The 25829-nt window shown below is 57.3% G+C and carries 26 protein-coding genes; 12 read left to right on the forward strand and 14 right to left on the reverse strand.

Translation table 11 applies throughout. The annotated features are described in order from the left end of the window. Positions 1-210: 210 nt before the first annotated feature. On the reverse strand, positions 211-444 hold the full coding sequence (locus JQ611_RS31805) for a hypothetical protein (protein WP_212467670.1): 234 nt from the start codon (positions 442-444) through the stop codon (positions 211-213). A 754-nt stretch (positions 445-1198) separates the two neighbouring features. Between JQ611_RS31805 and JQ611_RS31810 the strand changes: the two genes are divergently transcribed. Both JQ611_RS31810 and JQ611_RS31815 read left to right on the forward strand, forming a co-directional pair. Beyond that, complete coding sequence (locus JQ611_RS31810; RefSeq protein ID WP_212467671.1) at positions 1199-1423, forward strand: hypothetical protein; 225 nt, start codon at positions 1199-1201, stop codon at positions 1421-1423. 435 nt (positions 1424-1858) lie between these two features. Continuing rightward, positions 1859-2107, forward strand: coding sequence for a hypothetical protein (locus JQ611_RS31815; protein WP_212467672.1), 249 nt, complete (start codon positions 1859-1861; stop codon positions 2105-2107). 110 nt (positions 2108-2217) lie between these two features. Here the strand turns inward: JQ611_RS31815 and JQ611_RS31820 are convergent, their stop codons facing one another. The 7 genes from JQ611_RS31820 to JQ611_RS31850 all read right to left on the reverse strand — a co-directional run bounded on the left by JQ611_RS31820 (position 2218) and on the right by JQ611_RS31850 (position 7569). Further along, a complete protein-coding gene (locus JQ611_RS31820; RefSeq protein WP_212467673.1) occupies positions 2218-2412 on the reverse strand; it encodes a hypothetical protein in 195 nt (64 codons plus the stop codon). Between the two features lie 470 nt (positions 2413-2882). After that, positions 2883-3332, reverse strand: coding sequence for a hypothetical protein (locus JQ611_RS31825; protein WP_212467674.1), 450 nt, complete (start codon positions 3330-3332; stop codon positions 2883-2885). A 383-nt stretch (positions 3333-3715) separates the two neighbouring features. Next, positions 3716-3865: a hypothetical protein gene (locus tag JQ611_RS31830; protein ID WP_212467675.1), complete on the reverse strand. Its 150-nt coding sequence runs from the start codon at positions 3863-3865 to the stop codon at positions 3716-3718. Positions 3866-4267: 402 nt separating this feature from the next. Continuing rightward, a complete protein-coding gene (locus JQ611_RS42815; RefSeq protein WP_212467676.1) occupies positions 4268-4531 on the reverse strand; it encodes a hypothetical protein in 264 nt (87 codons plus the stop codon). A gap of 1324 nt (positions 4532-5855) precedes the next feature. Then, positions 5856-6149: a hypothetical protein gene (locus JQ611_RS31840; RefSeq protein ID WP_212467677.1), complete on the reverse strand. Its 294-nt coding sequence runs from the start codon at positions 6147-6149 to the stop codon at positions 5856-5858. Positions 6150-6439: 290 nt separating this feature from the next. Beyond that, complete coding sequence (locus JQ611_RS31845) at positions 6440-6577, reverse strand: hypothetical protein (protein WP_212467678.1); 138 nt, start codon at positions 6575-6577, stop codon at positions 6440-6442. A gap of 605 nt (positions 6578-7182) precedes the next feature. After that, positions 7183-7569 carry a MarR family winged helix-turn-helix transcriptional regulator gene (locus JQ611_RS31850; protein WP_212467679.1) on the reverse strand — a complete coding sequence of 129 codons (387 nt, stop codon included), beginning with the start codon at positions 7567-7569 and terminating at the stop codon, positions 7183-7185. Between the two features lie 692 nt (positions 7570-8261). On the opposite strand from JQ611_RS31850, the gene JQ611_RS31855 reads away from it, so the two are divergent. The 7 genes from JQ611_RS31855 to JQ611_RS31880 all read left to right on the forward strand — a co-directional run bounded on the left by JQ611_RS31855 (position 8262) and on the right by JQ611_RS31880 (position 17469). Further along, positions 8262-8699 (forward strand): EamA family transporter, encoded by a 438-nt coding sequence (locus JQ611_RS31855; RefSeq protein ID WP_212467680.1) that lies wholly within the window; start codon positions 8262-8264, stop codon positions 8697-8699. 206 nt (positions 8700-8905) lie between these two features. Continuing rightward, the gene (locus JQ611_RS31860) at positions 8906-9451 is read left to right on the forward strand and encodes a recombinase family protein (protein ID WP_212467681.1); all 546 of its coding nucleotides are present in this window, start codon (positions 8906-8908) and stop codon (positions 9449-9451) included. Positions 9452-9518: 67 nt separating this feature from the next. After that, a complete protein-coding gene (locus tag JQ611_RS31865; RefSeq protein WP_249133612.1) occupies positions 9519-11126 on the forward strand; it encodes a class I SAM-dependent DNA methyltransferase in 1608 nt (535 codons plus the stop codon). After that, positions 11123-12625 (forward strand): class I SAM-dependent DNA methyltransferase, encoded by a 1503-nt coding sequence (locus JQ611_RS31870; protein WP_212467682.1) that lies wholly within the window; start codon positions 11123-11125, stop codon positions 12623-12625. Before JQ611_RS31865 ends, JQ611_RS31870 begins: the two co-directional genes overlap by 4 nt. Continuing rightward, a complete protein-coding gene (locus JQ611_RS31875) occupies positions 12618-13805 on the forward strand; it encodes a restriction endonuclease subunit S (RefSeq protein WP_212467683.1) in 1188 nt (395 codons plus the stop codon). The genes JQ611_RS31870 and JQ611_RS31875 overlap by 8 nt, the downstream gene beginning before the upstream one ends. Beyond that, on the forward strand, positions 13802-13924 hold the full coding sequence (locus tag JQ611_RS42580; protein WP_283816790.1) for a hypothetical protein: 123 nt from the start codon (positions 13802-13804) through the stop codon (positions 13922-13924). Before JQ611_RS31875 ends, JQ611_RS42580 begins: the two co-directional genes overlap by 4 nt. Next, complete coding sequence (locus JQ611_RS31880) at positions 13924-17469, forward strand: HsdR family type I site-specific deoxyribonuclease (protein WP_212467684.1); 3546 nt, start codon at positions 13924-13926, stop codon at positions 17467-17469. The genes JQ611_RS42580 and JQ611_RS31880 overlap by 1 nt, the downstream gene beginning before the upstream one ends. Positions 17470-17515: 46 nt before the next feature. Here JQ611_RS31880 and JQ611_RS31885 read toward each other — a convergent pair whose 3' ends face one another. The 3 genes from JQ611_RS31885 to JQ611_RS31890 all read right to left on the reverse strand — a co-directional run bounded on the left by JQ611_RS31885 (position 17516) and on the right by JQ611_RS31890 (position 20724). Next, a complete protein-coding gene (locus tag JQ611_RS31885) occupies positions 17516-19885 on the reverse strand; it encodes a hypothetical protein (RefSeq protein WP_212467685.1) in 2370 nt (789 codons plus the stop codon). Between the two features lie 18 nt (positions 19886-19903). Continuing rightward, a complete protein-coding gene (locus JQ611_RS42585; protein WP_283816791.1) occupies positions 19904-20035 on the reverse strand; it encodes a hypothetical protein in 132 nt (43 codons plus the stop codon). Positions 20036-20373: 338 nt separating this feature from the next. Next, positions 20374-20724, reverse strand: coding sequence for a hypothetical protein (locus JQ611_RS31890; RefSeq protein WP_212467686.1), 351 nt, complete (start codon positions 20722-20724; stop codon positions 20374-20376). A gap of 161 nt (positions 20725-20885) precedes the next feature. Between JQ611_RS31890 and JQ611_RS31895 the strand changes: the two genes are divergently transcribed. Continuing rightward, positions 20886-21560 (forward strand): DUF6308 family protein, encoded by a 675-nt coding sequence (locus tag JQ611_RS31895; protein WP_212467687.1) that lies wholly within the window; start codon positions 20886-20888, stop codon positions 21558-21560. Between the two features lie 399 nt (positions 21561-21959). Here the strand turns inward: JQ611_RS31895 and JQ611_RS31900 are convergent, their stop codons facing one another. Continuing rightward, positions 21960-22625 carry a hypothetical protein gene (locus JQ611_RS31900; protein ID WP_212467688.1) on the reverse strand — a complete coding sequence of 222 codons (666 nt, stop codon included), beginning with the start codon at positions 22623-22625 and terminating at the stop codon, positions 21960-21962. A gap of 275 nt (positions 22626-22900) precedes the next feature. Continuing rightward, positions 22901-23770: a hypothetical protein gene (locus JQ611_RS31905; RefSeq protein ID WP_212467689.1), complete on the reverse strand. Its 870-nt coding sequence runs from the start codon at positions 23768-23770 to the stop codon at positions 22901-22903. 386 nt (positions 23771-24156) lie between these two features. On the opposite strand from JQ611_RS31905, the gene JQ611_RS31910 reads away from it, so the two are divergent. Further along, positions 24157-24750, forward strand: a complete 594-nt coding sequence (locus JQ611_RS31910) for a recombinase family protein (protein ID WP_212467690.1) — start codon at positions 24157-24159, stop codon at positions 24748-24750. A 335-nt stretch (positions 24751-25085) separates the two neighbouring features. After that, complete coding sequence (locus JQ611_RS43150; protein ID WP_409411313.1) at positions 25086-25316, forward strand: DUF6894 family protein; 231 nt, start codon at positions 25086-25088, stop codon at positions 25314-25316. 351 nt (positions 25317-25667) lie between these two features. Here the strand turns inward: JQ611_RS43150 and JQ611_RS31915 are convergent, their stop codons facing one another. After that, on the reverse strand, positions 25668-25811 hold the full coding sequence (locus tag JQ611_RS31915) for a DUF1127 domain-containing protein (protein ID WP_212467693.1): 144 nt from the start codon (positions 25809-25811) through the stop codon (positions 25668-25670). Between the last annotated feature and the right edge of the window lie 18 nt (positions 25812-25829).

Genomic DNA, 25829 nt, shown 5'->3' on the forward strand with positions numbered 1-25829 from the left:
AATTAGTAGCGGCTTGCCTCTTGTTTCGGCTAAGAAGACCAAGGCAGCCCCTCGCCACTAACACAGATCCCGCGATCATTAGCCAATGCGGCAACTCAATCAACGACAACAAGTCCATTTATTCCCCCTTCGCCGTCAGCGCGGACCGTAGAGCATCAAGTCGCTTCTGGCGCACTTTGGCTGCGAGCTTACTATAGGTCGCCGCTTGCTCTACGCCGCGCGCGACACTGTTGGAGCTGGCTCCCAAATGATGTTGTCAAGTTCGGGCACAGTTAAAGCGGCCCTTTGACGGTCCTGATAGGCCAAGCGATCGATGAGAAATTGAAGTCGGGCGGGCAAGCCGGTTGCCGTGGGGCGCAAGATGGTGCGTAGCCGCTCCCCAATCTCGTCGCAGATTGCGCGGCTGTGGACGCTGTCGATTTGAACCTGGTTTGAAACCTTCATGGCCGTTCTCGCAGCACTGTCTCTCCTGCGAGGACAATAATCATCAAATTTTAAGGGACCGAACTCACTTCCCTGGGCATTTGAATAGAAGGTGTCACGGGGAATTAACTCTGACGCCCCGCGCTAAGCTCAAGTCTGGCCAACCTGGAATCCATTCCCCCAAGATCCGTTGTTATCGAAGTAGGCCTTCTTTGCGCTTGCGGCATCGGCAAATGTCGAGCCGCTACTGCGATGCTGTTTCCTTATTATTTCATCAAAAGTCACCAGTCGTCCGCTTTCGGCGTGACGCCTTCCGCTCGAACTTCGAGCGACTGAAGGCAGAGCGTCTCGCGCGTGAAAAGAAACCGTAACGTGGCGGCCCTATGCCCCGATGAAGGGCAGCGATAGCGCATCTGAGGGAGGAGGGGTCGCTACCGCATGGCCGTATCTAAGACGGTAGCGATCAGCAGCTCAACTGAACGTAGGTAAACGTCGGGCAAATAAAGGGGTATGGGACCGATACAAAGGTATGGGCTTCGGGTTCAAGGGGTCTCCTGGCAAAGCGTTTGACCAAGCTATGCTCGGTAGGCAACCAGAACGGCACCGCAAGCGATCAGAACCACGCCAAGCCAATTTGGCAGCGCAAGCCGTTCGCCCAAGAAGAATACCGCAAAAACTGACACGAACCCAACCTGATGAGGCGCGCGCATCAGGGAATCCCCGTGCCCAGTCCTCGAAAAACTCTTCGCGGTGAGTAAGCCCAAGGGCAATCGAAATGCTGAGATCGCTTCTTAAGACCATCAACGAATGGTGTTCATCGATTTCTACCCATGGCACCGGATTGCCGCCGATCACCGCCGAACGCCTGGCGCGCGACGTCGCTCACCCGACGATGTTCTGCTCGCGCGATCGCATGGACGGCGGCGAGCCTGGCGATGATGCCGCCAGGACGGCGGATGCCGGCGGGCTCAGCGGGTGCGGTGGTCGATGTTCGACGTGACCGCGCGAACGTCGCGCACCTCGCGCCGCGATAGTCCGATGTCGGATGAAAGGTCGTTCATGGCACGCCACCTCTGTTCGGCTCAAACGCCGCTGTTGGGGTTGTGGCATGCCTTGCTCGGGGTGCGGTGCCGGTGGCCGACCGGCTGCATTATCGCGAGCGAACCGATTCTCTCGCCGCCGTCGCGGCGAGTGCGAGCGAGGAATTTGCCCTTCAGACGCCTGGTGCTGCCAGACAGCGCATAACACGTAGGCGTGAATACGAGGCGGCACATAGCCGGGTTTCGGGTTCGGTCGCCGACGGTTTGGGTGCGGGTTGCAATGGCGGTGGCACCGCATCCGGGTACGCCGCATCAACGGCGCGTGAGGTGTGAGGTGGTTCACACTCAAGAACGGCGAGTTCACTTACACGAAGCCGTGGTCTCGAGAGATAGCAATGCCGCTATTCAACCAGTTAACTTGGCGAGGAATTGGCGCCACGCTGGCGCTCATATTGGTCGCGCTCGCGCTCGCGGTTGTTGCTTATGCGGAATGGTCATCGCAGACCGCGTTTGACGACTTTCTAACCGCGAGCACGCCTTCGTTGTCTGATCAAAACCAGTCCGCCGACACGCTGATCCCGCCTATTAAGGGGCAACCGAGTTGCTACCGGAACAAAGGGGCGTCGCCAGCTGCGTCCCAGTGACTTCCGTTCGACGCGGTCGCTATCCCGCCTAACCAGGCGCGGTTGCCGCCGGTTCGGTGGCGCGAAAGGCCCGCAACCGGATTTCGTAGGCTTGCCGCGGCCGACGTCGCTTACTGCTTGCCGGCCAATTGCTGCATAATCTGTTGAAACATTTGGGCCGGGTCGTTCTGACCACCCGTCGGGGTATCGACTTTTGTGCCCTGAAGCTTGTTGGCCGCTACAGCAAGAAAGAGAAAGCCAAAGCCGCCGGAAATCTTGTCGAGGTCGGTGTCCGAAACAGCAGCATCGTTGCTCTGGTTGTTCATGGTCCCGTTCCCCTTGCTGTAGCGCTGTGCGCCGTTTGTGTGAGGGGACTATGCCGGGCGGTGACGGGGCTCACAGTGACGCGGGTCACACAGCCAAATCAGGCCACAAGGTTGGCACCGGATCGGATGCGGTCGCCGGCGATCAGCACCGAAAAATTTCCACAGTGTGTGCGAACATCTTGGGCGCCGCGGCCCGCGTCGGATTAGAGCAATCGAGTAAACTACTGTACGACCGGCACATCACAAGTTTCGCAATAGAGGTTTGGGCCGTATCTATCGTGGACAGCCTTAAAGCCGCTGGAAACTGACAGGACAGTTGGCGTCTCGGCCTCTTCGTCCTGGCACAGCTTTGCCATGCCGGTCTTACGGCACGCCGAACACCGAAGTTGCTCGGTCCATTCGTCAGCCATGGCCGACAGGTTAGGCGCGCTTCGCTCGTCTGTCGGTCCAATGTTAGACCAACGTTGGTGTCAGCACGGCGCTCTTTTAACCTGGTCATGGGCCGCGAGCGCGGCATAGCCCTGTTTTGTAACCACCATCTGGTAGCGTGGGTCCTCTATGGCATTCGCTGGGTCGGCAATTAGGTTTAAGCGGACCAATGCCCATAAGGCCTTGCTGCCGGCTGGTCCGGTAAGCGTGAAGTGCGTGCCTGTGTGCGTCCGATAAACCTCGCCCCGCGCTGTGGCTTGCAGCGCAAGGTATTGGGCATCTGTTAGATTGTGTCGCGATGAACTGCGCGTTTTGACCGGTGGCGGCGGCTGCAAGAGCCGGTCGATTTTCATTCGAAGTCGTTTTTCCGCCAGTTGTTCGAGGTTACACTTCGTCTTGCCGGTTCTGATGACCGCGCCGATACGAAATTGGTACTTCCAGAGGCCGGGTTCAATCTGAGTAATCTCGTACTGTACGCCTCGATAATCCATCGGCGGGCTCTTACACGCCAAAATCCAGAGGCGGCCTTAGCCCCCCGCGAACAGTAGGACAGCAACCAGGCCGATGTTCATCATGCCGAGGGCGATGATGGCTGCGCGACACAGGAATTCGATTGCCATGGCCCATCCCCTCATGACGGGAGTTGAGTACAATACACACGCGGGCATCCCATGGCATGTGCAGATTGTGCCAAATGCTACGCAACCGCCATCGCACGCCACCGGAGCGGTGACCGTTCCATTGCCCCGCATCCTGGCGCGCGCGGCATCTCTACCGGGGCTTGACCAACCGCTTGCGTTACCGCCCCGCCGACGCCCGACATTTCGCCCCATCCACCCTGCGGTCGTCTAAGTTTGAGAACGTCGCGCGCTCGTCAGACGGAACCGACGATACTCTCGCGCAGCGCTTCTAATGCGCGGCGAGTGTGGCGGGCAGTTTCCTTGTCGCCTAGCTTTTCGATGTGTTCGAGTGCCCAGACCAAATACTGCAAAGCAGCCTCCGCATCGGCATTGCGCTCGGTCATGGACCTTCCGTACCTCGACATCAGAAGTAGTGTTGGGCATCTGTTAGGAGGTTGAGTGCCATCAACGCCAGAACAGCACGTCCGCCGTCAGCACCACCGACAAGACGCCCATGCCTACCACTGACACTTGTGAACCAACGTTCCTGCGCAATATAACGGAAGTAAGACTGACCTACCCGTGACCCTTTCGGCCGTGCGTTATGGTAATTTTGCGGGACTTTTGCGAATTGGCAGGGATACCGCCTCCATTAGACCAAATTTCGCCGAAGTTGCAGATGGGTTGCGGGTGAGTTGTTGCCGTTTCACTGTAGCAAAAATGGATGCGTGAAACTTGGGGTGAGCGTCAGTCACTCGAAGTTCGCACCCAGAGTAAAGCTGACGAAGGACAGCACCGTGTCAGCGTCATTCCCGGAATTTTCTTACGACGTCACCGGTGCTATCGACGATGTAGGTATCCTTACCTGCACCGCCGGCCATCGTGTCGCCGCCGGCACCGCCGTTGATAAAGTCGTTGCCACCTAGTGCGGTGATGGTGTCCTTTCCACCACCAGCGTTGATCGTATCTTCTTCATGGGTCCGAAGCGGTTGGCCAGCAACGGTAGGCGTCGTGTCGATTGCGTCGTTGCCCGCAGTACCGTTGATGGTGTGTCCGGCCACATTCTGCACTGTGACCGCGATTGCCTGCGTGTCGGTGCCGCCATTGCCGTCCGTGGCCTGGACGGTTACGTCATAGACTTGTTACCGCCGACATCACTCGGAGCCTCGAAGTTTGGCGCCGCGGGGAGGCGAGCGCGCCGGTCGTTCCGTTGATCGTGAACTTGCCGGCGTCCGTGCCGCCTGTGATTGAATAGCTCGGTGTTTGACCAGCATCCGGGTCAGTTGCCGCCGCGGTGGTGTTCTCTGCAATCGAAACAGCCGCCGTGTTGCCGCCGCCATTCGAGGTGATCGTCGGCGTCTCATTCGCATTCTGCACTGTGACCGCGATTGCCTGCGTGTCGGTGCCGCCCGTCCGAGATCAGCGCTGACGTTCAGACCCCGGCACAGGGGCAGGGAGCGCGATTGCCGGGATCGACCGCGTCGATACCCCCGCGCATACGACGCCCACAACCTAAACGCGGCATTCAACACCCTGGCCTAGTTTAAAAACGTGAGAGTGCTGCCGCGAAACGCGACGCGGCTTAACCTCTGGCTTGCGAGCGGTCGTCTGATTGGCGGAGTCGTTCGATTAGCGTCTTGAAGTGCGCGGGCAACTCTCGCTCCACTGTGAATGAAGCCCGCAGTCTCTCGGCAATTTCTCGAACGATCTCGCGGCTATGCCGGGAGTCAATATCAATGGAATTTTGCATAGCGGTTTTCTCCACACCTGCGCAAAAATTCCAACATCCCAATTTCCGACACCTAGGGCGGTCCGCGCAAGAAGGCAATCATCAGCCCCATTGCGACCACGCTGTATAAGCCCGTCACTGTGATGCCGAGACGCATACTGCTCATGATGCCCTTGGAAGGGAGCTTGATCGGTCTGCTGGGCATTGCACGTCCTCATGCCGCCCTACCCGAACAGATCACGTCGAAACCGGACAATCGTTCCGTCCGGTGTAAAAAATTGAACGCTGAGTTCCCTTGCTTCCCGCATCCGACCGTGAACCGGCGCAAGCGTTCGCGAAACGCGAGGACAGGACCAGACCCGACACCACCCGTACCCTTGCACCGAGCCATCAGGCGAACAGTTCGGCAGCCGCCGGGGTGAACTTTCTCGATATGTATGTGAGCTGACTCACAGTGCTTGATCGCGATAGGTCAGACAACGCGGTTTCCCGTGGACGGAGGGTTCAGCTATGACCGAATCTGCCAAGCGACGCGTAACAGTTGATGTGATAATCCTTGCGGTGGGAGCGGCAATCTTGATCGTTTCTGCCTTTGTGGGCGTGCTATAACTGAAGGGGCGGCTTTTCGCGACCCAAGGCCTCTCCGAAAAGAGGAAGTAGGTGCTTCATCGGTCGTCCGGCCCACCGGGTTTGTTCTGACCAGCTGCCTGCAAGATCAAATCGTCGAATAGAGGAACAGCGTCTTTCATCCTGTGGCAAACGAAGCCGTCGACGGACATTTTGGTGTGATCGAGCAACTCTAGCCAACACAGCGGCACGCCATGAGGATGGACCGCCGGACCTCGAAACATGCGGATTTCGCAGCTGCCGATCGAGGCGAGCAAAACCGATGCTTTTGGATCGTCCCCCGGAATGGACGAGAGCCTGATGTAGGCTCTCGCAATTTTCAATTCGGTCAACGTCCTTTCGGACGACTTGCAGTCCGTCAAAGTTCAAAATCCCCAAGGCAAAACGCAAGCGGATCTAGCGACACAGCCAGAAACGCGCTTGTTATGGCCCGCCAATCATTTGTTATGGGGCGCCAAAGCATCGCCTTGGCATTAGGCGACGATCGCCGACTCGCTCATCTAAGGCGTAGGCTCGTCGTGGCTCAAAAGCCGCAACATCCCGCCTTCAGCCGGACGGGTGATCGAGCAGTCTAGCTGAAGGCGGTAAATGCTTAGGGCGCTCGCATCTGGCCCGCCGACCTTTATGCAAATAGCTCGGCGCCGGCAGGGGTGAACCTCACATAGGTGCCGCTCTCGTGCAGCAACAGCCATCCGCGCGATATCGCCAGATCGAGCCCGGCCTTGTATTCGGCCGGGGTAGCGCGCTCCAGATACAGCACAGCACGGCGCGTTTATCTTCTCTGGAAATCTTTGCGTCTAGCCGGCGTCCTGCAAGATTTTCCCGCAATTATCTGTGCTGCAGGTGTTCCGAACTTTGATGGGTTGTCGTGTGCTCGTCCGCATAATAATGCGTGGGCAAGAACACTGACTTATCACAGAGCAAGCAGAGAATACTCGCGGACCTAAAACCATGGAAAGAGGGCCAAAGCGGTAACCTCGCGAGCAGGCCTCCAGGCATTCCCAATCTGAAACGCGAGTGCAGGCGCTGTTGAATGGCGAAACGCCACTTCCTCCCGCAATTGCTGAAGTCATCCGTAACCAGTGCGGGGAGGAAAAGAAGGCAATCGACGCCGTTTTGGGCTCAGTTCATTTGTTGAGTGCGGGTGGGGTAAGGCAAATGATGCATCACAACTATCTAACTGATCTAATTATGCAATTCTAAGACAAATGGCGCTCCCTAGCGGAAGGGGCGGGGCACCAATCAACTCCTTGAAATCAGGCACTAATCTGCCGTCTCTTGTTGCGCTCGGGTAGCACTACGAGGCAGACGGATCCTGATCAAGCGGATGGCTAGTATGAGCAGCGGCGTCAGGTAGAGCATTGGTCACCCTTTGCAGTATGATCGCAGCACCGTGACCCACTGGCGAACCAGCGCGCGGCCCTTAGGCGTCACGCGTACGTTGTGCTTGCGCAGGTCGAACGGGTCACGGTCATTGGTGACCAGCGCAAGGCCTTCTTCTTTGTGCCTGTTGAGCGAACCGATATCGAGAATGTTTCGGGTCATCACGCTGGGCGCAATGTCCCCGGTTCGCGCATAATCGTTGACACCGAGGCCCTCCTCCTCGGCAATCATCAGGAACGTGCGCAGGTAGCTCAGGGGCACGTTGGGACGCATCGTATAAAAAGGTTCAATGGCCAGACGTAATGCGCGAGCGGCTGCGCGTTCGTCATCGGTAAGGGTGGGCTTAAAGGATTGATGTGCTTTCGGCATAGTGATGTCTCCCCCCGGAGGATTAAAGATAAGGATGGAACCCCGACACGGAACGGCCTTGCTGCTTGCGATGGCATCTAGGCTTTCTGTTGCAATCAGATCAAACGATCTTTCGGCGGCGGCCAGCGCGCCTGAGGCGCCGAGCACTCTGATCTTGGTCGTCGTAAGTTCTGCCTTAAGCCGCCATCACCAGCACCAGCGCCATCTTGCTCGCCGACGGCAGAAGCCGCTACGTTTGCATCGGCTTTGCGTTGCTGATGTACGTTAGCAATGCGCCGACACCATTAAATTAAATTTCAGATTATTCGGTGCCGCCGGCCGGGATGACAACGTTTTTATAGACGGATGAGGAAGTAGGCTTGCATTCCTGTGCCCGCAGATCCAAGAAAAGAAATGTAAGAAGGCCTACGAGAGGGTCCGTGTGCCGGCCGCATTCCGAATAATACCATGCGTCGCAAGAATGGCCGCTTTTTGCTGGCAGACCTTCGCTCCAGTGGAAATAGGGGAGTCGAAGACCGTCAGCGCATGCCTCAACGGTCCACTTGCACCAAGCGTCACCATCAACATCACCCTGCCTGGCTACGACCCGATTGAACGAGGACAGACACTGGCTTCATTCCCTATATGATGGCTTCGGTAGCGCTTTATCTTGGTGCCCTGATCGCGGCGCTACGCCTTATTCGGATGGTCTCATGAAAAATCTGATGCTGTCCTGGGTGTTTTGGGCTCTGCTCTCCGCAGGATTCGCGGCCCTTACAGCCGTCTTCGCAAAGATCGGGATCGAAGATGTCAATTCTGATTTTGCTACGTTTGTGCGCACCGTGGTTATCTTGTTGGCTACCGGACTGATCGTCTACGCCTCCGGGAACTGGCAACAGCCGTCCAATGTGTCCATGAAAACCTGGTTGTTCCTCATCCTGTCGGGTGGCGCGACGGGTGCTTCTTGGATCTGCTACTTCCGCGCCCTGAAGCTCGGGAACGCCGCGCGCGTTGCTCCCATCGACAAGCTCAGTGTCGTCTTCGTGTCGGTTTTTGCCGTGCTGTTCTTGGGCGAACGGCTAGCGCTGCCAAATTGGCTTGGCGTGATATTGATCGCTTGCGGTGCCGTTCTCGTTGCTTATCAAGCATAGCAAAAATGGCGCGTGTCGCTGAGATGGAGAGGCAAGCGCCATGTCCGCTTCGGTCAGAGTGTCGACGCATTGGCCCAGAGTCGTTGCCCCCGCATATGGACATAAAGGAGTTCTGTGCAAAAATCATGATTTATGCACAACTTCATTGACCCATATAAAATGGGGCTTTATACTGTGCATATTATATGTGCGAAATGGAGGGCGATATGGCGGTGTACGGATACGCGCGGGTCAGCACCGACGGTCAGTCCTTGGCCGCTCAAATAGCCGAGCTAAAGGCAGCAACATGCGAGAAGATTTTTCAGGAGAAAATCAGCGGAGCTCGCTCTGACCGCAAGCAGCTAACTAAGCTGATGGCCCTACTCTCGAAGGACGACGTACTAGTAGTTTCCCGGCTCGATCGGTTGGCGCGGTCCACCCGCGATCTCCTAAACCTGCTGGGGACGATCGGGGAAAAAGGAGCGGGCTTCAAGTCGCTCAGAGACACCTGGGCTGACACCACGACGGCGCATGGTCGGTTGATGCTGACCGTTTTGGGTGGTCTCGCCGAGTTTGAGCGGGAACTGATTCGGACACGTACCGGGGAGGGGCGCGAGCGGGCCAAGGCGAGGGGGGTGATCCTAGGTCGCAAGCCAAAGCTGACTGGCCATCAGCGGCGAGAAGCCATAGCTCGCCGGGAGGCTGGAGAGGTGCTAACGGACATTGCGCGGTCGTACAACGTTAGCCACAGTACGATCAGCCGTCTCGGCTGAGTCCGCGAGCTTATGCTTTCATGGGTTGGGTGACAATCATAGACTAAACGGCCGGACGTTTCCGCTCATGCAGCGGCTTCAATCGCGCGCGTACAAAATCGATCCCTTACGAGAAAAGCGTGGTGGTCAGGAGTCGGCCGCTCGCTCCGAAATGAAAGACGCTAACCTTCAAATGCAGCAGCAAGATCAGGAGATCAAATCAGCGCTTTGGGAGGCGGCGAATACGTTGCGAGGCTCCGCCGTAGATCGTACGGATTGGAAGGGCTACATCCTGCCGTTACTCTTCTTCAAACGCATCTCCGACGTTTGGGATGAGGAAATGAAAGAAGCCCAGGAAATTTATGGCGAGGTTGATCCCTCGCTTTTTCCCGAAATCCATCGCTTCGTTGTCCCGGAGGGTTGCCACTGGGACGACGTTCGCGCGGTTCCGGCTAATGTTGGGGCAGCGTTGGTGCGCGCAATGCAGGAGATAGAGCGGGCCAACCCCGATACGCTCTATCGCGTGTTCGGCACGGCGGACTGGGGCAACAAGGAGAAATTCACCGATGAGCTGCTCAAGGACTTGATCGAGGGGTTCTCTGAAATCCGGCTTGGCAATAAAGCGGTCAGCACGGATGTGCTCGGTGACGCCTACGAATATTTGGTTGGCAAATTTGCCGATGTCACGCGCCGCAACAAGGCCGGCGAATTTTATACCCCGCGCAGCGTGGTAAGGATGATGGTGGAGATCCTTGATCCCCAAGGAGGGGAGAGCATTTACGACCCCGCGTGCGGTACGGGCGGCATGTTGCTGGGCGCCATCGAACACGTCGTCCGCAAAGGCGGCGACCCTCGAACCTTCTATGGGAAAATCTACGGTCAGGAGAAGAATCTGACCACCTCCGCCATTGCACGCATGAACCTAGTGCTTCACGGCATTGAAGATTTTCAGATTGCCCGTGAAGACACACTTAGGAATCCGGCATTCACGGACCCCAGCACGGGCGGGTTGGCAACTTTCGACTGCGTAATCGCTAATCCGCCGTTCTCCCTGAAGGAGTGGGGTCGCGAGATTTGGGAAGCCGACCCTTGGGCGCGAGCAGGCTATGGCATCCCGCCGGAGAGCTATGGCGACTATGCGTTTGTGCAGCACATGATCGCGTCGATGGCGCCAACCGGGAACAGTCGCATGGCAGTCGTTCTCCCGCAAGGCGCGCTGTTTCGAAAGTCCGCAGAAGGCGGCATTCGTGAGGCCTTGCTGCAGAATGACATGGTCGAGGCTGTCATCGGCCTTGCTCCAAACCTATTCTATGGCACTCAGCTTGCCGGTTGCGTGGTGATCTTGCGTCGCAAGAAGCCCGTCGAACGGAGAAACAAGGTTCTGATCATCGACGCCTCCAGCCTGTTCCGCAAAGCCCGCGCCCAGAACTTCCTCGATTTCGAACATAGTGATCAAATCGTCGCTTGGTATCGCGCCTTCGCGGATGTCGAGGATCGCGCCAAGGTCGCAACAGTGGACGAGATCAAGAAAGAAGGCTGGACGCTGAACATCTCGCGTTACGTGCTGCGGCCAACCGGCCAGGACATCCCGCCGCTGCCCGAGGCCGTCGAGGCATTCAAGAGCGCGCTGGTCGATGCCCGCGCGGCCGAAGACCATCTTCGCAGGGTGCTGGCTGAAGGGGGCTGGCTGCAATGACCCAACTGACCCAACGCGAACTTGAAACCTATCTCTGGGGCGCGGCCACGCTGTTGCGCGGGCTGGTCGATGCCAGCGACTACAAGCAGTACATCTTCCCGCTAATGTTCTTCAAGCGCTTGTCCGATGTCTGGGACGAGGATTACCAGCAGGCGCTCGATGAGACGGGCGACGAAGGCTATGCCAACGCCACCGCCAACGACCGCTTCATGATCCCTGGCGGCGCGCATTGGAACGATGTCCGCGCTGCCCCTCGCGACGTAGGGCGTGCGCTGCTGTCGGCCTTCCTCGCCATCGAGGCTACCAATCCCGAACGCCTGCAGGGCGTCTTCGGCAACGCCAACTGGACCGACAAGGCCCAGATGCCCGACAGCACCCTTAAGAATCTGATCGAGCACTTTTCAAAGTACGATCTAACCCTTGCAGCTGTTCCCGAGGACGAGCTCGGCAACGGCTACGAATACCTGATAAGGAAATTCGCCGACGACAGCGGCCACACCGCGCAGGAGTTTTACACCAACCGCACCCTTGTGCACCTGATGGCCCAGATGCTGGAGCCGCAGCCGGGCGAGAGCATCTATGACCCCACCTGCGGCACCGGCGGTATGTTGATCTCCTGCCTCGCCGAGGTGAAGCGGCGCGGCGGTGACATTCGCAGTACGGGCCTGTTCGGACAGGAGCTGATCACCATTACCGCGGCCATCGCGCGGATGAATCTGGTCATCCATGGTGTGGACGATTTCCACATCGCCAGCGGCAACACACTGGCCGCGCCCGCTTTCGTGCAGGGCGATCGGCTCCGCACCTTCGACGTGGTTCTCGCCAACCCGCCCTATTCCATCAAGACATGGAACCGCGGCGCGTGGGAGAAGGATCAGTGGGGCCGCAACTTCCTTGGCACCCCACCGCAGGGGCGTGCGGATTATGCCTTCTTCCAGCACATCCTGTCGTCGATGGACGCACAGACCGGGCGCTGCGCTATCCTGTTCCCGCATGGCGTACTCTTCCGAAACGAAGAGGCCGAAATGCGACGCAAACTGGTCGAATCCGACCGGCTCGAATGCGTGCTGGGGCTGGGGCCGGGGCTGTTCTACAACTCGCCGATGGAGGCCTGTGTGGTGATCTGCCGGTCGCGCATACCGGTCGAACGCCAGGGTCGAATCCTGTTCGTCGACGCGGTGGCCGAGATCGGGCGCGAACGGGCGCAGAGCTTCCTGCGCCCCAATCATCAGGCGCGTATCCTGTCGGCTTATCGCGCCTTTGCCGATGAGCCGGGCTTTACCGCGGTGGCCAGCGTAGCGGATGTACTGGCGGCCGAGGGGAACCTGTCGATCGCCCGTTATGTGAAGCGGCCCAAAGCGGCCACAGCGGCCGGGGGCGCCACGCTGGCGGCGACCTGGGGCGCCTTTGACGAGGACGGACGCGAGTTCTGGTCGGGCATGGACGCGCTGGTGGACATGCTTGATGGGCTGACGCCTGCGGAGGAAGCCGATGCTTGAACGGCCGATGTCCAAGGCGGGATGGACGCGCGTGGCCTTCGGCGACGTGGTGCACCTATCGAAAGCGCGTGCGGCAGCCCCCGAGGCGGCTGGCTACGAACGCGTCGTGGGGCTGGAGCATATCGATCCCGGTGACCTGCGCATCCGTCGTTGGGGCGACATTGCCAATGGCACAACCTTCACCAGCGTGTTCAAGCCCGGGCAGGTTCTGTTCGGCAAGCGTCGCGCCTATCAGCGCAAGGTAGCCGTGGCAGATTTCGAAGGGGTCTGTTCCGGCGATATCTATGTGCTGGAACCGGCGAATGATCGGCTGAAGCCGGAATTGCTGCCCTTCCTGTGCCAGACGGATGCATTCTTCGACCATGCCGTCGGTACTTCGGCCGGGTCGCTGTCGCCCCGCACTAACTGGTCAAGCCTCGCCAGCTTCGAGTTTCTGCTTCCGCCGATCCAAGAACAGGCGCGGTTGGTGGAGGCGCTATCAGCACAACGCGCTTCTATCGAGTCACTGCAAGCTGCAAACGAACAATTCTCCATTCTGTCGGCTGCGTTCATCGCGCAAGTTCTCAGCAGAACAGATGACGCAGCGCAGGGGATTAAGGTCGCGGATTTGCTGATCGACGGCCCAACAAATGGCCGATCCCCTGCACCAAGTGACCGCGAGGCTGGCTTCAAGACCGTCAGCATCAGTGCGGTCCGATATGGCGTTTTTGATCCGGAAGGCTGCATTAAGTTTGTGGAAATGGCGACAGAGGAGGCCGTCCCATTTACGGTTCGATCTGGCGATATTTTCGCCATTCGAGGGAATGGTAACCGTGATCTTTGCGGGCGCGTCGGCATCAGCCGTGAGACCTACGCCGACTTGGTTTACCCGGATTTGTTGATCCGGATGCGCTTCGATCAGACGCAGATCCTCCCTGATTTCGTCGTCGCGCAATGGAATCATCCTGCAGTCCATGGGAAACTGATCTCTCGGGCAAAGTCTTCCAACGGAATTTGGAAGGTAAATGGTCAGGACATTCGGGCCCACAAGCTTGTCGTGCCGCCAATCGAAGTACAGCAAGAGGCTGTTCAGTTCCTCGCTGCCTTGGGAACCCAAAACAGCGTGGTTGAAAGCAGATTGGCGCAGCTGCGTGAAATTCAGAAACAATTGTTTAAGGCGATATCCGGAGATGCAGAGTGACCATCACCGAAGCCAACACTGTCGCAGTCCATCTGCGCAATATTCTCCCTGGCCTCGACCGGAGTATTCGCCAATCTGAGTTGAACAGTTTCACTGATTTTATCGCGGGCCTTTTCTGATGTCGCCGCGCCCGCCCATCCCGATGGAAATTCAGCGCGCGCTGATGGTGGAGTGTGCTCATCGGTGCTGCGTTTGCGGAGAGCACGTTTCATTGGAGAAGGCACACATTGAGCCGTGGGCGGCCACTAAGGACCATTCCTTCGACAACCTGATCGTGCTGTGTAGCATTTGTCACACACGATCGCATGATGAAGACTGGGATCAGAAAACTCTGAAGTCCTACAAGGAAAAGCCTTGGGTAGCGCGTTACAAGTGCGTTCCTGCCGACCTGGGCCCGCGGCAAGTAATTGCTTTGAAATTGGATACAACGAAGGACGACTTCGAGAAGGATAGAGAGCGTGTGCTCGTGGCTATTGCCGCAGCCATCGACGCCTGTCCAAAGGACGTATTCATCGTGTCGGTGAGGCAAGGCAGCGTAATTCTGTCAGTCTCCCTTCCCGCGGATGGCGCTGAAAAGCTGTTGTATTCGCATGGGGCACAAGAAGAGCTTCGGAGTCTTTTGAAGCCCATCACATTGCTCAGCGTTTCGACGGGCTCCGACAGAAGCCTAGCTCTAGAAGAAGGAAGACAGCGCTTCCTGGGTTTCAACGAAGCAAACACCGTTGAGGCCAATTTGCGCGATCTTCTTGTGGGTCCCGCTTCAGGGCGCGCAAGCGAGCTATCTCCCGGCCTTGCACGCACTGGCCGCAAGATCTCGGGCCTTGGCTGGCACTTCGTTCCTTCCACTGATTTGCCGCGCCAACCACAAGAGGTGCTTGTTGAATCCTACCTGCGCGCAGCACTGATCCGTCTCAACCCTTCAATCGCCGAGAACCCCTCCCGCGTCGACGACCTGATATACCGGTTGCGCGCCATCGTCATGAGTGCGCGCTCTGACGGGCTGGTGAAAGCAAACGAGGAGTTCGCCGCATGGCTTCTCGGCGAACGCTCTCTACCCTTCGGCGTAAATGGAACGCATGTCACCATCCGCCTGGTCGACTTCGATGACATCGAGCAAAACAGCTTCGTCGTCACACAGCAATTTACTATTCGCGCTGGAAAGACCGAAAAGCGCGCCGATCTGGTATTGCTGGTTAACGGCATTCCTCTGGTTGTCATTGAGGCCAAGACACCGGTACGGTCAAGCCAAAGCTGGCTCGACGCTGCCTTACAGATCCATGACGATTACGAGCCGAATGTGCCCGAGCTGTTCGTGCCCAACGTCTTTTCCGTGGCGACGGAAGGTAAAGAGTTCCGCTACGGGTCAGTCCGGATGCCAGTCGATTTGTGGGGCCCCTGGCGGGCCGAGGCCGAGGGGCCACAGTCACTCAGTGGGGTCGAAAGGGACGCCGCCTCAATGCTGCGGCCGGCCAGGGTCCTCGACATGCTCGACAGCTTCACGGCTTTTGCGACGCAGAAGGGCCAGCAGCGGATCAAAATCATCGCGCGGTATCAACAAGTAGACGGCGTCAACAAGATTGTTGCGCGCGTGGTGGCCGGGCAGCCGCGCAAGGGTCTGATCTGGCATTTCCAAGGGTCGGGTAAATCGCTACTTATGCTGTTCGCCGCCCGCAAGCTGCGCCTGCATCCCGCGCTTAAGAATCCGACAGTGCTGGTGGTCGTCGACCGCATCGATCTCGACAGTCAGATCTCCGGCACCTTCTATGCGGCCGACATGCCCAACATGGTGCGCACCGAAAGTCGTAAGGAACTGGCCGATCTTCTAGCCAAAGACGCGCGGAAAGTGGTGATCACGACGATTCATAAGTTCGCTGAGGCCGACGGCGTGCTAAACGATCGCGACAACATCATCGTGCTGGTAGACGAGGCGCACCGTACGCAGGAAGGTGGTTTGGGTCGCAAGATGCGCGAGGCGCTTCCGAACGCATTCCTATTCGGCCTGACTGGTACCCCGATTAACCGCGCCGACAAAAACACGTTTTATGCTTTCGGAGCCGAACAGGACGAGGGTGGCTACATGAGCCGCTACGGCCTGAATGACTCGATCCGCGACGGTGCGACTAAGCAACTGCACTTCGAACCGCGGCTGGTGAATCTGCACATTGACCAGAAGGCTATCGAGGCTGCGTATGCCGAATTGACGGCCGGGTTGACTGATGAGGACCGCGATCGATTGGGCAAGGCCGCTGCCAAGATGGCAATTCTCATGAAGGCTCCTGCGCGCATCCGCGCCATCTGCGGTGATATCGCCAAGCATTATCTCGAAAAGGTCGCGCCGAACGGGTTTGGCGCTCAGGTCGTGACATTCGACCGCGAAAGCTGCCTGCTATACAAGCAGGAACTCGACCGGCACTTGCCTCCAGATGTGTCCGACATCGTGATTTCGGTGAACAGTGGCGAGCCTGAGTATGCGGCGTACAGGCGTGACCGGGATGCCGAGGAAAAGCTGCTTGACCGCTTCCGCGATCCGAAAGATCCGCTGAAAATTATCATCGTGACGTCGAAGCTGCTGACGGGATTTGATGCTCCGATCCTGCAGACGATGTATCTGGACAAGCCCCTGCGGGATCACACCCTGCTTCAGGCCATCTGCCGGACGAACCGCCCCTATGGCGAGCAGAAGACCCACGGCCTCATCGTCGACTACCTCGGCATCTTCGACGACGTCGCTCAGGCGCTAAAGTTCGATGAAGAGAGTGTGAAGAAGGCGGTCTCGAACATCGCCGAACTGATCAACGCGCTGCCGGCGGCACTACAGAAGTGCCTCGCCTACTTTGCCGGGGTGGATCGCAGCCTGACGGGCTACGAGGGACTGATCGCCGCGCAGGAATGCATCCCGAACAACGATCTGCGGGATACCTTCGCTGCAGATTTCGGCGTGCTAGCGCGAATCTGGGAGGCGCTGTCGCCCGATCCCTTGCTGACGCAGTACCAGACCGACTATCGCTGGCTCGCGCAGGTCTACGAATCTCTGAAGCCCTCAACCGGCACTGGCAGGCTGCTTTGGCACCGATTAGGGGCCAAGACAATCGAGCTCATTCATGAAAACGTTCATGTGGAGGCAATTCGCGATGACCTAGAGACTCTCGTATTGGATGCCGAGCTGCTTGAGGCCGTACTCGGTAATCCCGATCCGGAGAAGAAGGCAAAAGAGATCTCGATCAAGTTAACGGGGCACCTTCGGAAACACGCAGGCAACCCGAAGTTCAAAGAGTTGAGTGAGCGTCTGGAAGGTCTTAAAAATAGGCATCAGCAGGGACTTCTCCTATCGATTGATTTCCTCAAGGAACTTCTTGCGTTGGCAAAAGACGTAGTGAAGACCGAGCGCGAAACGCCTGAAGAGGAAGATATCGACCGCGGGAAAGCTGCCTTGACCGAACTTTTCGAAGAGGCTCGCAATGGCGATACGCCTGTCATGGTCAAGCGTGTCGTTGATGACATCGATGAGATTGTTCGGGCCATCAGGTTCGATGGTTGGCAGGCCACTCACGCGGGTGAACGAGAGGTTAGGAAGGCGCTCCGGCAGACACTTTTCAAGTTCAAGCTGCACCAAGACGTCGAGCTTTTCGAGCGCGCGTACGGCTACATTCGCGAATACTACTAGAGCTATCAGGTACTAGCTATCGAGCTCGACGCGCTCACCTTGCGGTTCAACTGCCCCCTGCGGAGCCGGCTTGCGCGAGCGACCGTATCGTCGCGCTGGCTTCCGCAAACAGCTCTGTCAGTTCAGCCCTATCGGTGAAGTGGTAGGAAACAAACCGCACACCGTCCTTCTCCACGCGGTTGAAGAAATAGCAGGCATTCTTCGCGGATGGAGGTGACGCTCCGATAAATACTAGCGGCAGGAGTTGGAGCCCGTGAGCCGCGCCATCGGAAAGAAGGTAGAGGCGCTCGATGTCGAGCCAGGTCGCCATATCGCGCGGCTGTTTAAGAAACTCGGTATTGCTTCCCACCAAGAGTGCGATCTCGTTCTCGAAGATCCCGCCGCGTGGCTTGCAGTGTAGGGCGCGGGCGAGCTTCACGGATTTCCAGTCGTCGGCCATCGCCTCGCGCAGCTTCTGCAACTCTCCGAGGAGCAGCTGATTGCGCTGACGGGCATCGTCGGGGCTCACCATGCCCCCATGGCCGGACCAATCGTTGCGCATCTTGTTCGCCGCGGCGAAGATAGTTGCGATGTCCTTATGAGCCAGCATCCTTGGCAGCGTAAGGCTTGGATCGGCGAACAGCTCCGCGCATAGGGGGCGTCCCTCCGCGTCGTCGTCCAACAGTTGCCGGGTTTGCTTCGACAGATACTCATTCGCAATCCTCCACGTCGCGAACGTTGGCCGTTCCAGACTAACCCGTTGCTTTGCCCATGCGACCACCAGCTTGGCGCGATGCGGCTCAAAAAAGGCCGATTGAGAGCCAAAAGCGCTGAAATAGATGACGCTCATAAACTCGGCCGCAGCCTCGAAGAATTGCAAAAGATGCTGATACTTGGCGCGGTAGTCGTCGCTTGCCGTCGCCTGCCACGTACGCAGGATTGAGGCGAGCGGAAACGGCAGGGTTTCGAACCACTGGTCGAGCGTTGAAGCCACGTGCGGCGCAACGCCGCTCATGCGGCTTGAGAGTGCGCCGAGTCGCCGTTCGACATCCGGCATGTCGAATGAGGGTGACCAGAGATCGCGCTCGAGGGAGGCAAGGTCGTTCTGCAAGCCGAGAAGGGTGGTACGCTCTGCTCCTACGCGCTGGTCGATCGCAAGTATTTCGCGCTGCGACTTGTGGTTCGGAACAAACAGCCGCAGCTGTCGAAGGCCGGTCGAATTGAGCTTCGCTATCGTGGTGCCGGACTTGTGCGCTTCCCGGATGGAGCGCCCCAGTTCGGAGTTGAGGAACCGCGCAACGAACCGCGCATCCGATCGGGCAGGATCGATTGCGATTTGTGCGTAGTTTTGCTTCTTGAGTGTCAGGGCTTCGGGATCGTCCACTACATCGCTGTTGCCGACCAGCGGCACGAAAAGAACGTTCGTAAGAACCGGGAAGTCGAAATCAGCTTGCGGCCGGCCAAGACGGATGTCCAAGGCGATTTCATCAAGAGATATGGAGCGCGCGCCAAACCGGATTTCGGCCTCGCGCAGCCTTTCTTCGAGGCGAAGTGGCTCAAGTCCACGGAAACTGCCTGGCGATACATAGCGCCCAAGTTCGAAAGGCCCGTCCGCGCGACATTGCCGAAAGTTTTCAACGATCTGTGCGTTGGTGTGGCTGTCCTTGCTCAGTTGTGCAACGAACATCGTATCGGAAGCCACGCGACGGACCACGATGAGGTAGGCGGCTACATTCGTGTATGGCGCGAAAGTTCCTGCCGGGAGCGCGAAGGCGGCGTCGAGCCCGAGACCAAGCTTCCCGAGCTTATGGAGGATCGAGTCCGTACGGATGAAGAAAGTGGGCGTTACGACATAGAGAGCAACGCCATCGGCGGAAAGCCGCAGCGAGGCTGCAGCGAGAATTTGCGAAGCGCGGTCGTCCGCAACATCGATTGGCGTGCCCGAATCTCCGGCGAAGGTCCGCGGACCTTGTGCCCTGGCATTGAAGGGCAGTACTGAGGCAATTACATCGATCACTGCCGGCAGCGTCTCAAGTACGTTCAGGAAGTCGCCCGTGATCCATTCAAGCTCGGGGCCGAGCGCCTTCCCGACAGTAGCATCCTCCACGTTCATCGAGACCGCATACGTCCTGGCGCCAGTGACATCGCGGACCCGCTTGGCCAGCACCCCCAGGTCAGCCCAGGGGTCACACGCCACGCCGGCACGGCGCCCTCCGAGCAGCAGTGCGCTCGTCTCCAGCACGATTTCTGGCGCCGTATAAGCGCCATAGCGCCAAAGGCGGACGAATTGTGACGCAAAACTCGCGCTGTCGGCGGCGGGTATCTTTAGCGCTCCGGCCTTGATCCGCTCGGCCAGAAACTTGGCTGGACTGAAATCGTGCTCTAAGCGGACGCGCTCGCGCAGTTCCTGAAGTTGTTTGAGAAGTTCGTTATCCATGTGCTGCCATTGGGTCTCTCACTCACGTGACTTCTGGATAGCTTTCGCCATTTTTATAGAGGAGCCGATATCGCGAATGCGCTCCTTGTTATTCGTAAGGAGGCAGCGGCCTTCTGCATAAGCGTTCTGTGAAACCATTTCTTCTTTCATGCCTATGCTTCTCGGTAACGCGCCCCGATCCAACCGTCTGAGATGCCCCTACAGCATCACGTCGACGGCATCGTCGGTAATAGAAAAGTCCGGCCTTATGCGGGCGGGCACGATCGTTCCACCGCTATCGCGACACCCGACATGCATCCGCATCGCCCTTAGATTGCAGCCAGATTATTGTACCAACCAGGCAAGTTATGCTAGCTCGATTTTCAATGAACTGACGTTTGAGATTCGGCGTGCGGGCCACGGCTCTGCGAAGCTCTAAGAGGCCAAGCCGTGGACCGGTGAAGTTGTTCGCGATTGAAGAATTAGTAAGCAATTGTTGCGCTGACAGTCTATTCAGCTGCCTCGGAGCGATCGTGTCTTAGCATAGGAATGAAAACGTGAAGATGCAGTGTGTTGACATTCATGACGGCGGCGAAAATTCTATCCATTGCCCTCTCTGCGGGGTCAAAATCGCCAGGGGAGGCAATGAGGAGGGCAACGAGTGGATCGTCGGAAAGTGCGAGCATCTCCTCTTTGCAGCGGTCGATGGAATCGCCTTCGAATATCGAAGCGGAAGATTTAGTCGTGCCGTCGGGGAGGCAATGAGCAAGAAGACTGACCGAGAGCGGGAGGAGATTGCGGAAGAAGACGTTCAGGAATTGGTGGCGCTCGTTGAAATCCCAGATGCGTTTATGTTTCAATCGATCATGACACATCCATCGGCGCCGGACGTGTACGTTGGATTCGCGCCCTTGAAATCGGGAGGTTAAGAAAGAACGTTCTGCGCGGCGGACGCGAATCGAGGCTTTGAGCTAGTCGCTTCGGTCTGGGAGCGCGACTGGGACTTAAAACGGGGGGAGCCTTGCGCACCAAGAAACAAGCCGACCGCTTCACAAACGGTATGGCGTTGATTTCCGAAGCCTTGATACTTCTTCAAGAAGCGGAACGAGGCAATGTTGCGACCCCGATTGGGCCGTATTCAAATGGCTATTTTGCGCTACGCGCCCTAATTCGGGACCGAACAGATCCTAGCGACGAGCAACAATTACAAGGGGCGGCATATGCGGTCTACGGCTGGATGCCAACAATCCTGAAGAACGCCGACAACCTGCTTCCGCTGTCAAAGTTCGTCGTAAACTTGAGAGACGTGTCTGTCGTTGACGCCCGCGTAATTGTGTCGCGAGTTCCTGTTCACGAACTAGCCTCTCTACTTTTCAGTGTGAACAAATCAGTCGTTGGCACCAGCAAGCTTTTGCATTTTCTCCTTCCCAATTTGTTCCCGATATGGGATTCGCGAATAGCCAGACTGTTTGGTTTTAGGCATGCATCCCATAATACGGCTCCTGCCTACCTCTCATATTTTGAGTTGCTGCATCGTTGGCTTGATACCGATGATTCCATCCCGCTTGAGCTTTACGCTAAGATGCAGATGGGTGCTCCGGAACACGATCCGCTATCCAGGCTCCGGATCATCGAATATGCTCTCTTCCTGTCTTCTGTATCAAGGTTCGGAGGGGATGCGTCCGAATCTGAATAAGGTCGGTGATCACGAGATTTATCCTTTGGACTATGTTCTGGGTGTTTTGGGGCGCCTGCATCAAAAGCTCACGGAAATGCGGCTGTCAGGATAGTCTCCACAGGAGAGGACTGATTCCTTACTACCGTGTGGCTACGCTGATGGCGACGGCCAAGAGCAAATCTACGGGGCATACCACGGCGATAATCATGCAGCCTTCGACACCTTCAAAGCTCCAAATAACACGTGGAGTACCGGCAGCATGACATATGACGAAGTTCAGCAGCTAATTGACAGAATCCGCGCGTTCAAAGGAGCTAGGACTAACGTCCCGAGGTCCTAAAGGCGAGATGAGCCATCGAGATCCTGCGAACCATTTGATGCCTGCTCTCTCACACATCACAGGCCACGGCGCGCACGTTAATTCCTGTGTCGTATCCCCATCAGATACAATGCCACTGCGGTGAAGCCGTCGGGATCGCCCGATTCGTCGACAAGGCGCTTGAGCTTGCGTCCCTCCGCGTCCCACTGATGCACGTCCGTCTTCTGGTTGCGGTAGGTATGCAGGCGATGCCAGATAAATGCGCAGAGCTCCGGCCAAATGAGCTGGCTTACCCCCGGATAACGCCCCGTGAGGTCGTCACTGCGGTCACGTCCCACCGCGACTAGTCGGACCCGAAGGCCCAAGTCGCTTTGATGGATGCCAGCGCGGTAGATGTCGGCCGCCGCTTCGTCGATGCCGCCGGGTGGAAAGCAGCCAATTGCTGCGAGGACTCGGTGAACGTTCTGCTGCTCTTGCAGCGTCCAGGGGCCGTTCAGGGTGCACCGCTGGTTCGTCTTCACTTCGGCGACGACTACGTCGATTAGGTCGCGGGAAAGCGCGAGGCGGTGCTCGTCGTCCGCCATAATGTCGTTCGGATTATCGAACAGGCGCTCCGCTCGGTGCGGGAAGCGCACTGCGAGAAGATCCGCGTCCGTGCGCTGACCACCGCGCCTTTCGGGATGCACGACGAAGTTCTCGATCTGGAGAAAGCCGTTCAGGCGGAAATACCAATAGGCGACCTTCTCAGGGTCGAGCGAAGTCACCGGAATTGAACTCGACCTTGCCAATTTGTTCTACCTCGGTGCCCAGAACGGGCATCAGCCGCCCCTGAAAATCGGCGTTATCCTGTCCGTGCATTGATTGCGAAGAGGTTATTTCGGGAACGGATGTGACCCGCTTTTCGCATTGTCGTAGAGAGTGGGTCAATGACGGGGGATTGTCTTGGAGTTTCAATGTCTCAAATGGCTCCCCGGGCTGGATCGCACTCGTGAGAGCGCAGCTGGCCATCTGCGCTGCAAACGTAGCCCGTGAGCGGGGGTCATTCTCGGCTGTGTTGTTCCGAGACCTTAAGAACCTCGCATATCTTACTAAGATGCGGAGGTAGATTGGCCGCGGAGATGCCGAATCCCACGTCATTGGTTCGCTTTGGCGATGCGTCAATCCCGCCGTTCTGTAAATCCAGCAAAATGCCGTCCCGATCCTCAAAGACCCTGAAGTTAATTTGACAATTCCCTGATGTCTGACGGGGGTGAAACCAAGCGAAATTGACTCCGGTACTGCCGAGAGCGATGTGATGCCGGTTGTAGGTTAGACGTGTTTCGGCGCCAAACGATCGCAAGCCTGCAACGATCTTGTCTACTACCGATAAGGAAGCGGCAGGTACCTTTGTCTCCCAATATGGTCGATCTACTCGCTCCTCAGGCGCTACCGCCGCGGGGTCGCCGAATTCCGTCAAGACATCCAGGACCGTGACGGGCAAAAGACCCACGTCGTTATCGTTGAGTTTGACGGCCGTGAGTTGCACAGCAATGATCGGGACTGCACGGTTGAGCAGTCTAATGACGTTGAAAAATCGACCGGTGATTTCCTCTGCAACGATGACGGCCCGATGTTCAAGTTGCGGGCGCCTTTGACGCTCCAGATCCCAATACTCGAGTGTGCGAATTATGTGGCTTTCATCGAGAGCGCCAAGCATCACCTCCACTGCATAGTATGTTTCCCCTTCGGCATCGCGCATGAGAAAGTCGATACGTCCGCCATACGGCTGTCGATGTTCTCTCGAAGCGATTTCGAGTTGTCCGAGGCCAAGAATTTCGGGATCGTCGATAATCCGTTGCTGGAGCCAGCGCTCGTCCAAACCAACGGATCTCAGCTTCACCGGCTCAAGGCGTTTTATAGCCAGGTTCATTTTCTCGGCTCCAATTTCCCCACTCCGCAGTGAATAGTCCCCACTTGCTAAGTTTTCGTTGAGGGCGGCGCGACAATGAGTGTGGCCTCCTATTGGCCACACGCACACCGCTCCAGCCTAAAATGAAGCGCGATGAGGATGCTGGAGAGCTCTTGGGGCTGTATCAGGATCGAGCCGACGCAAACAAAGAGCTGCAGCAACTCGCGTACCAGCCCGAATCGCCTCTGGTAGGTCAGTCAAATCCTGCCATACGGAAAACCCACGAAATTTCTTGGCGAAAACTGGCTGGTTTGCAGGGCCGCATTTATCGCAGAGTTTCTATACGAAAAACATTTGATTTCAGTATAGATAATGTTATGGTCTGCTGAGCGGGCAGGGAGATCGTCATGAAGCGCGTCGCCATCTATCTTCGAGTTTCGACTGATAAGCAGACGACAGACAACCAGCGGCGCGAGCTCGAGGCGGTGGCCGAACGATCCGGGTGGAAGGTCGTTAAAGTCTATGAGGATGCTGGGATCAGTGGCGCTAAGGGCCGTGATAAGCGGCCTGGACTGGACGCGATGATGAAGGCGGTGAACGCGAAAGAGTTTGACATGGTCGCGTCGTGGTCTGTGGATCGCCTCGGTCGATCGCTGACGGATCTGCTTGGCATCCTGCAAGCTCTACATGAAAAGGACGTAGGACTTTTTCTCCACCAGCAAGGACTCGATACGTCAACGACCGCGGGCAAAGCTATGTTTCAGATGCTCGGCGTATTTGCTGAGTTCGAGCGAGGGATTATTCGGGAAAGGGTAAATGCAGGTCTGGCTCGCGCGCGGGCGAAAGGGGTGAAACTGGGTCGACGCCGAGTTGAGCCGGCGGTGGAGCGGCGCATCGTTGAATTGAGGGCAAAAGGAGACGGGATTCTCAAGATCGGTAAGACGCTGGGCATCGGCACCAGTGTCGTGCAAAGAGTTTTCAAGGAAGTGCCTCGGACCTAAAATTCGCGACTGGGGAATGACCGGGCGGGCTTACGACAGGCGGCTCGGTATTGGGACCTGACGTATTCGGTCGCTGATGTCCGCTAATCCGGGAAAGACCAGAAGTTCGCAGCGCTGTCAAAGTGACGCGATTGACCCATAGGCGACATCGAGAGACCAAATCACCGCTGGCGAATGTTGGATTCTCGGCAAGAGGTTAAGGGTTATCGGCCAGACGAATTGGACCGGTCTTGCGGTTCCCGCTGTATTATTAAGTAAGCTTTTTTGTTGGAACGAAAACTCGCGTTCCGCGTGGAGCCCCAGAGGAGGGCAGAGCGTACTCGGGAGAGTTCCAGATGCCCAGATTCTATTTCCACAAGCACTTAAATGGGCAAACGGTGCCGGACCGTCGAGGCACTGCGCTTCGCAACAAAAACGAAGCATGCGCCCGCGCCGTTCGCTGCACGCCTTCGGCTCTCAGGAAATCGGTCAGCAGTGTGAGGAATACGTACCTTGCCTGGGAGGTGTCGGACGGCGAACGCACGATTTATGTTGTGAGAGGAACAGTCGTCATAGAGAAGTGCTAAGGCCCCATCTCGGTGTGCGCGGCCCGGGAACATTTTTCTTAGAATGCCGTTTTTGCAGCGTCGTCACTCGGCCTTGCGGCCGAAAGTAAGATTGAACAACCGTTCTGATCAACTTGGCATTTAGCTGGAACTGCATTGCCAACCAGACTGATCGCTACGTCGAGTTTTTAGAAACTCCCGGAACGAGGAGAACGAAAACTAAGGCTGCCTCAGTAGGCGGCCTCTTTGTCGCTTGTTGACAATTTTGAGACATGCCGACGGCCTCTGAGGATGTCTGCTATTTCGGGGCAAAGCCGACCTCCAGGTGGAGCATCCGGACTTCTCCCTTTGACCCATCTGAGACATTGGCTATCACCGGCTGTCGCGCCACGCCATCATGTACAGGTGAGACCTGCGCAATTCTTCAACGGTCGTTCTGGACATGCCGATGTCGGCCAGCAAATGGTCATCAAGTTCGAGAAGTTGCTTGTGCTGACGACGCCGCTCCAACCTCATGGCTATTGCATCTAGCCA

The organism is Bradyrhizobium sp. AUGA SZCCT0182 (genome assembly GCF_018130185.1).
In the GTDB taxonomy this organism is placed as follows: domain Bacteria; phylum Pseudomonadota; class Alphaproteobacteria; order Rhizobiales; family Xanthobacteraceae; genus Bradyrhizobium.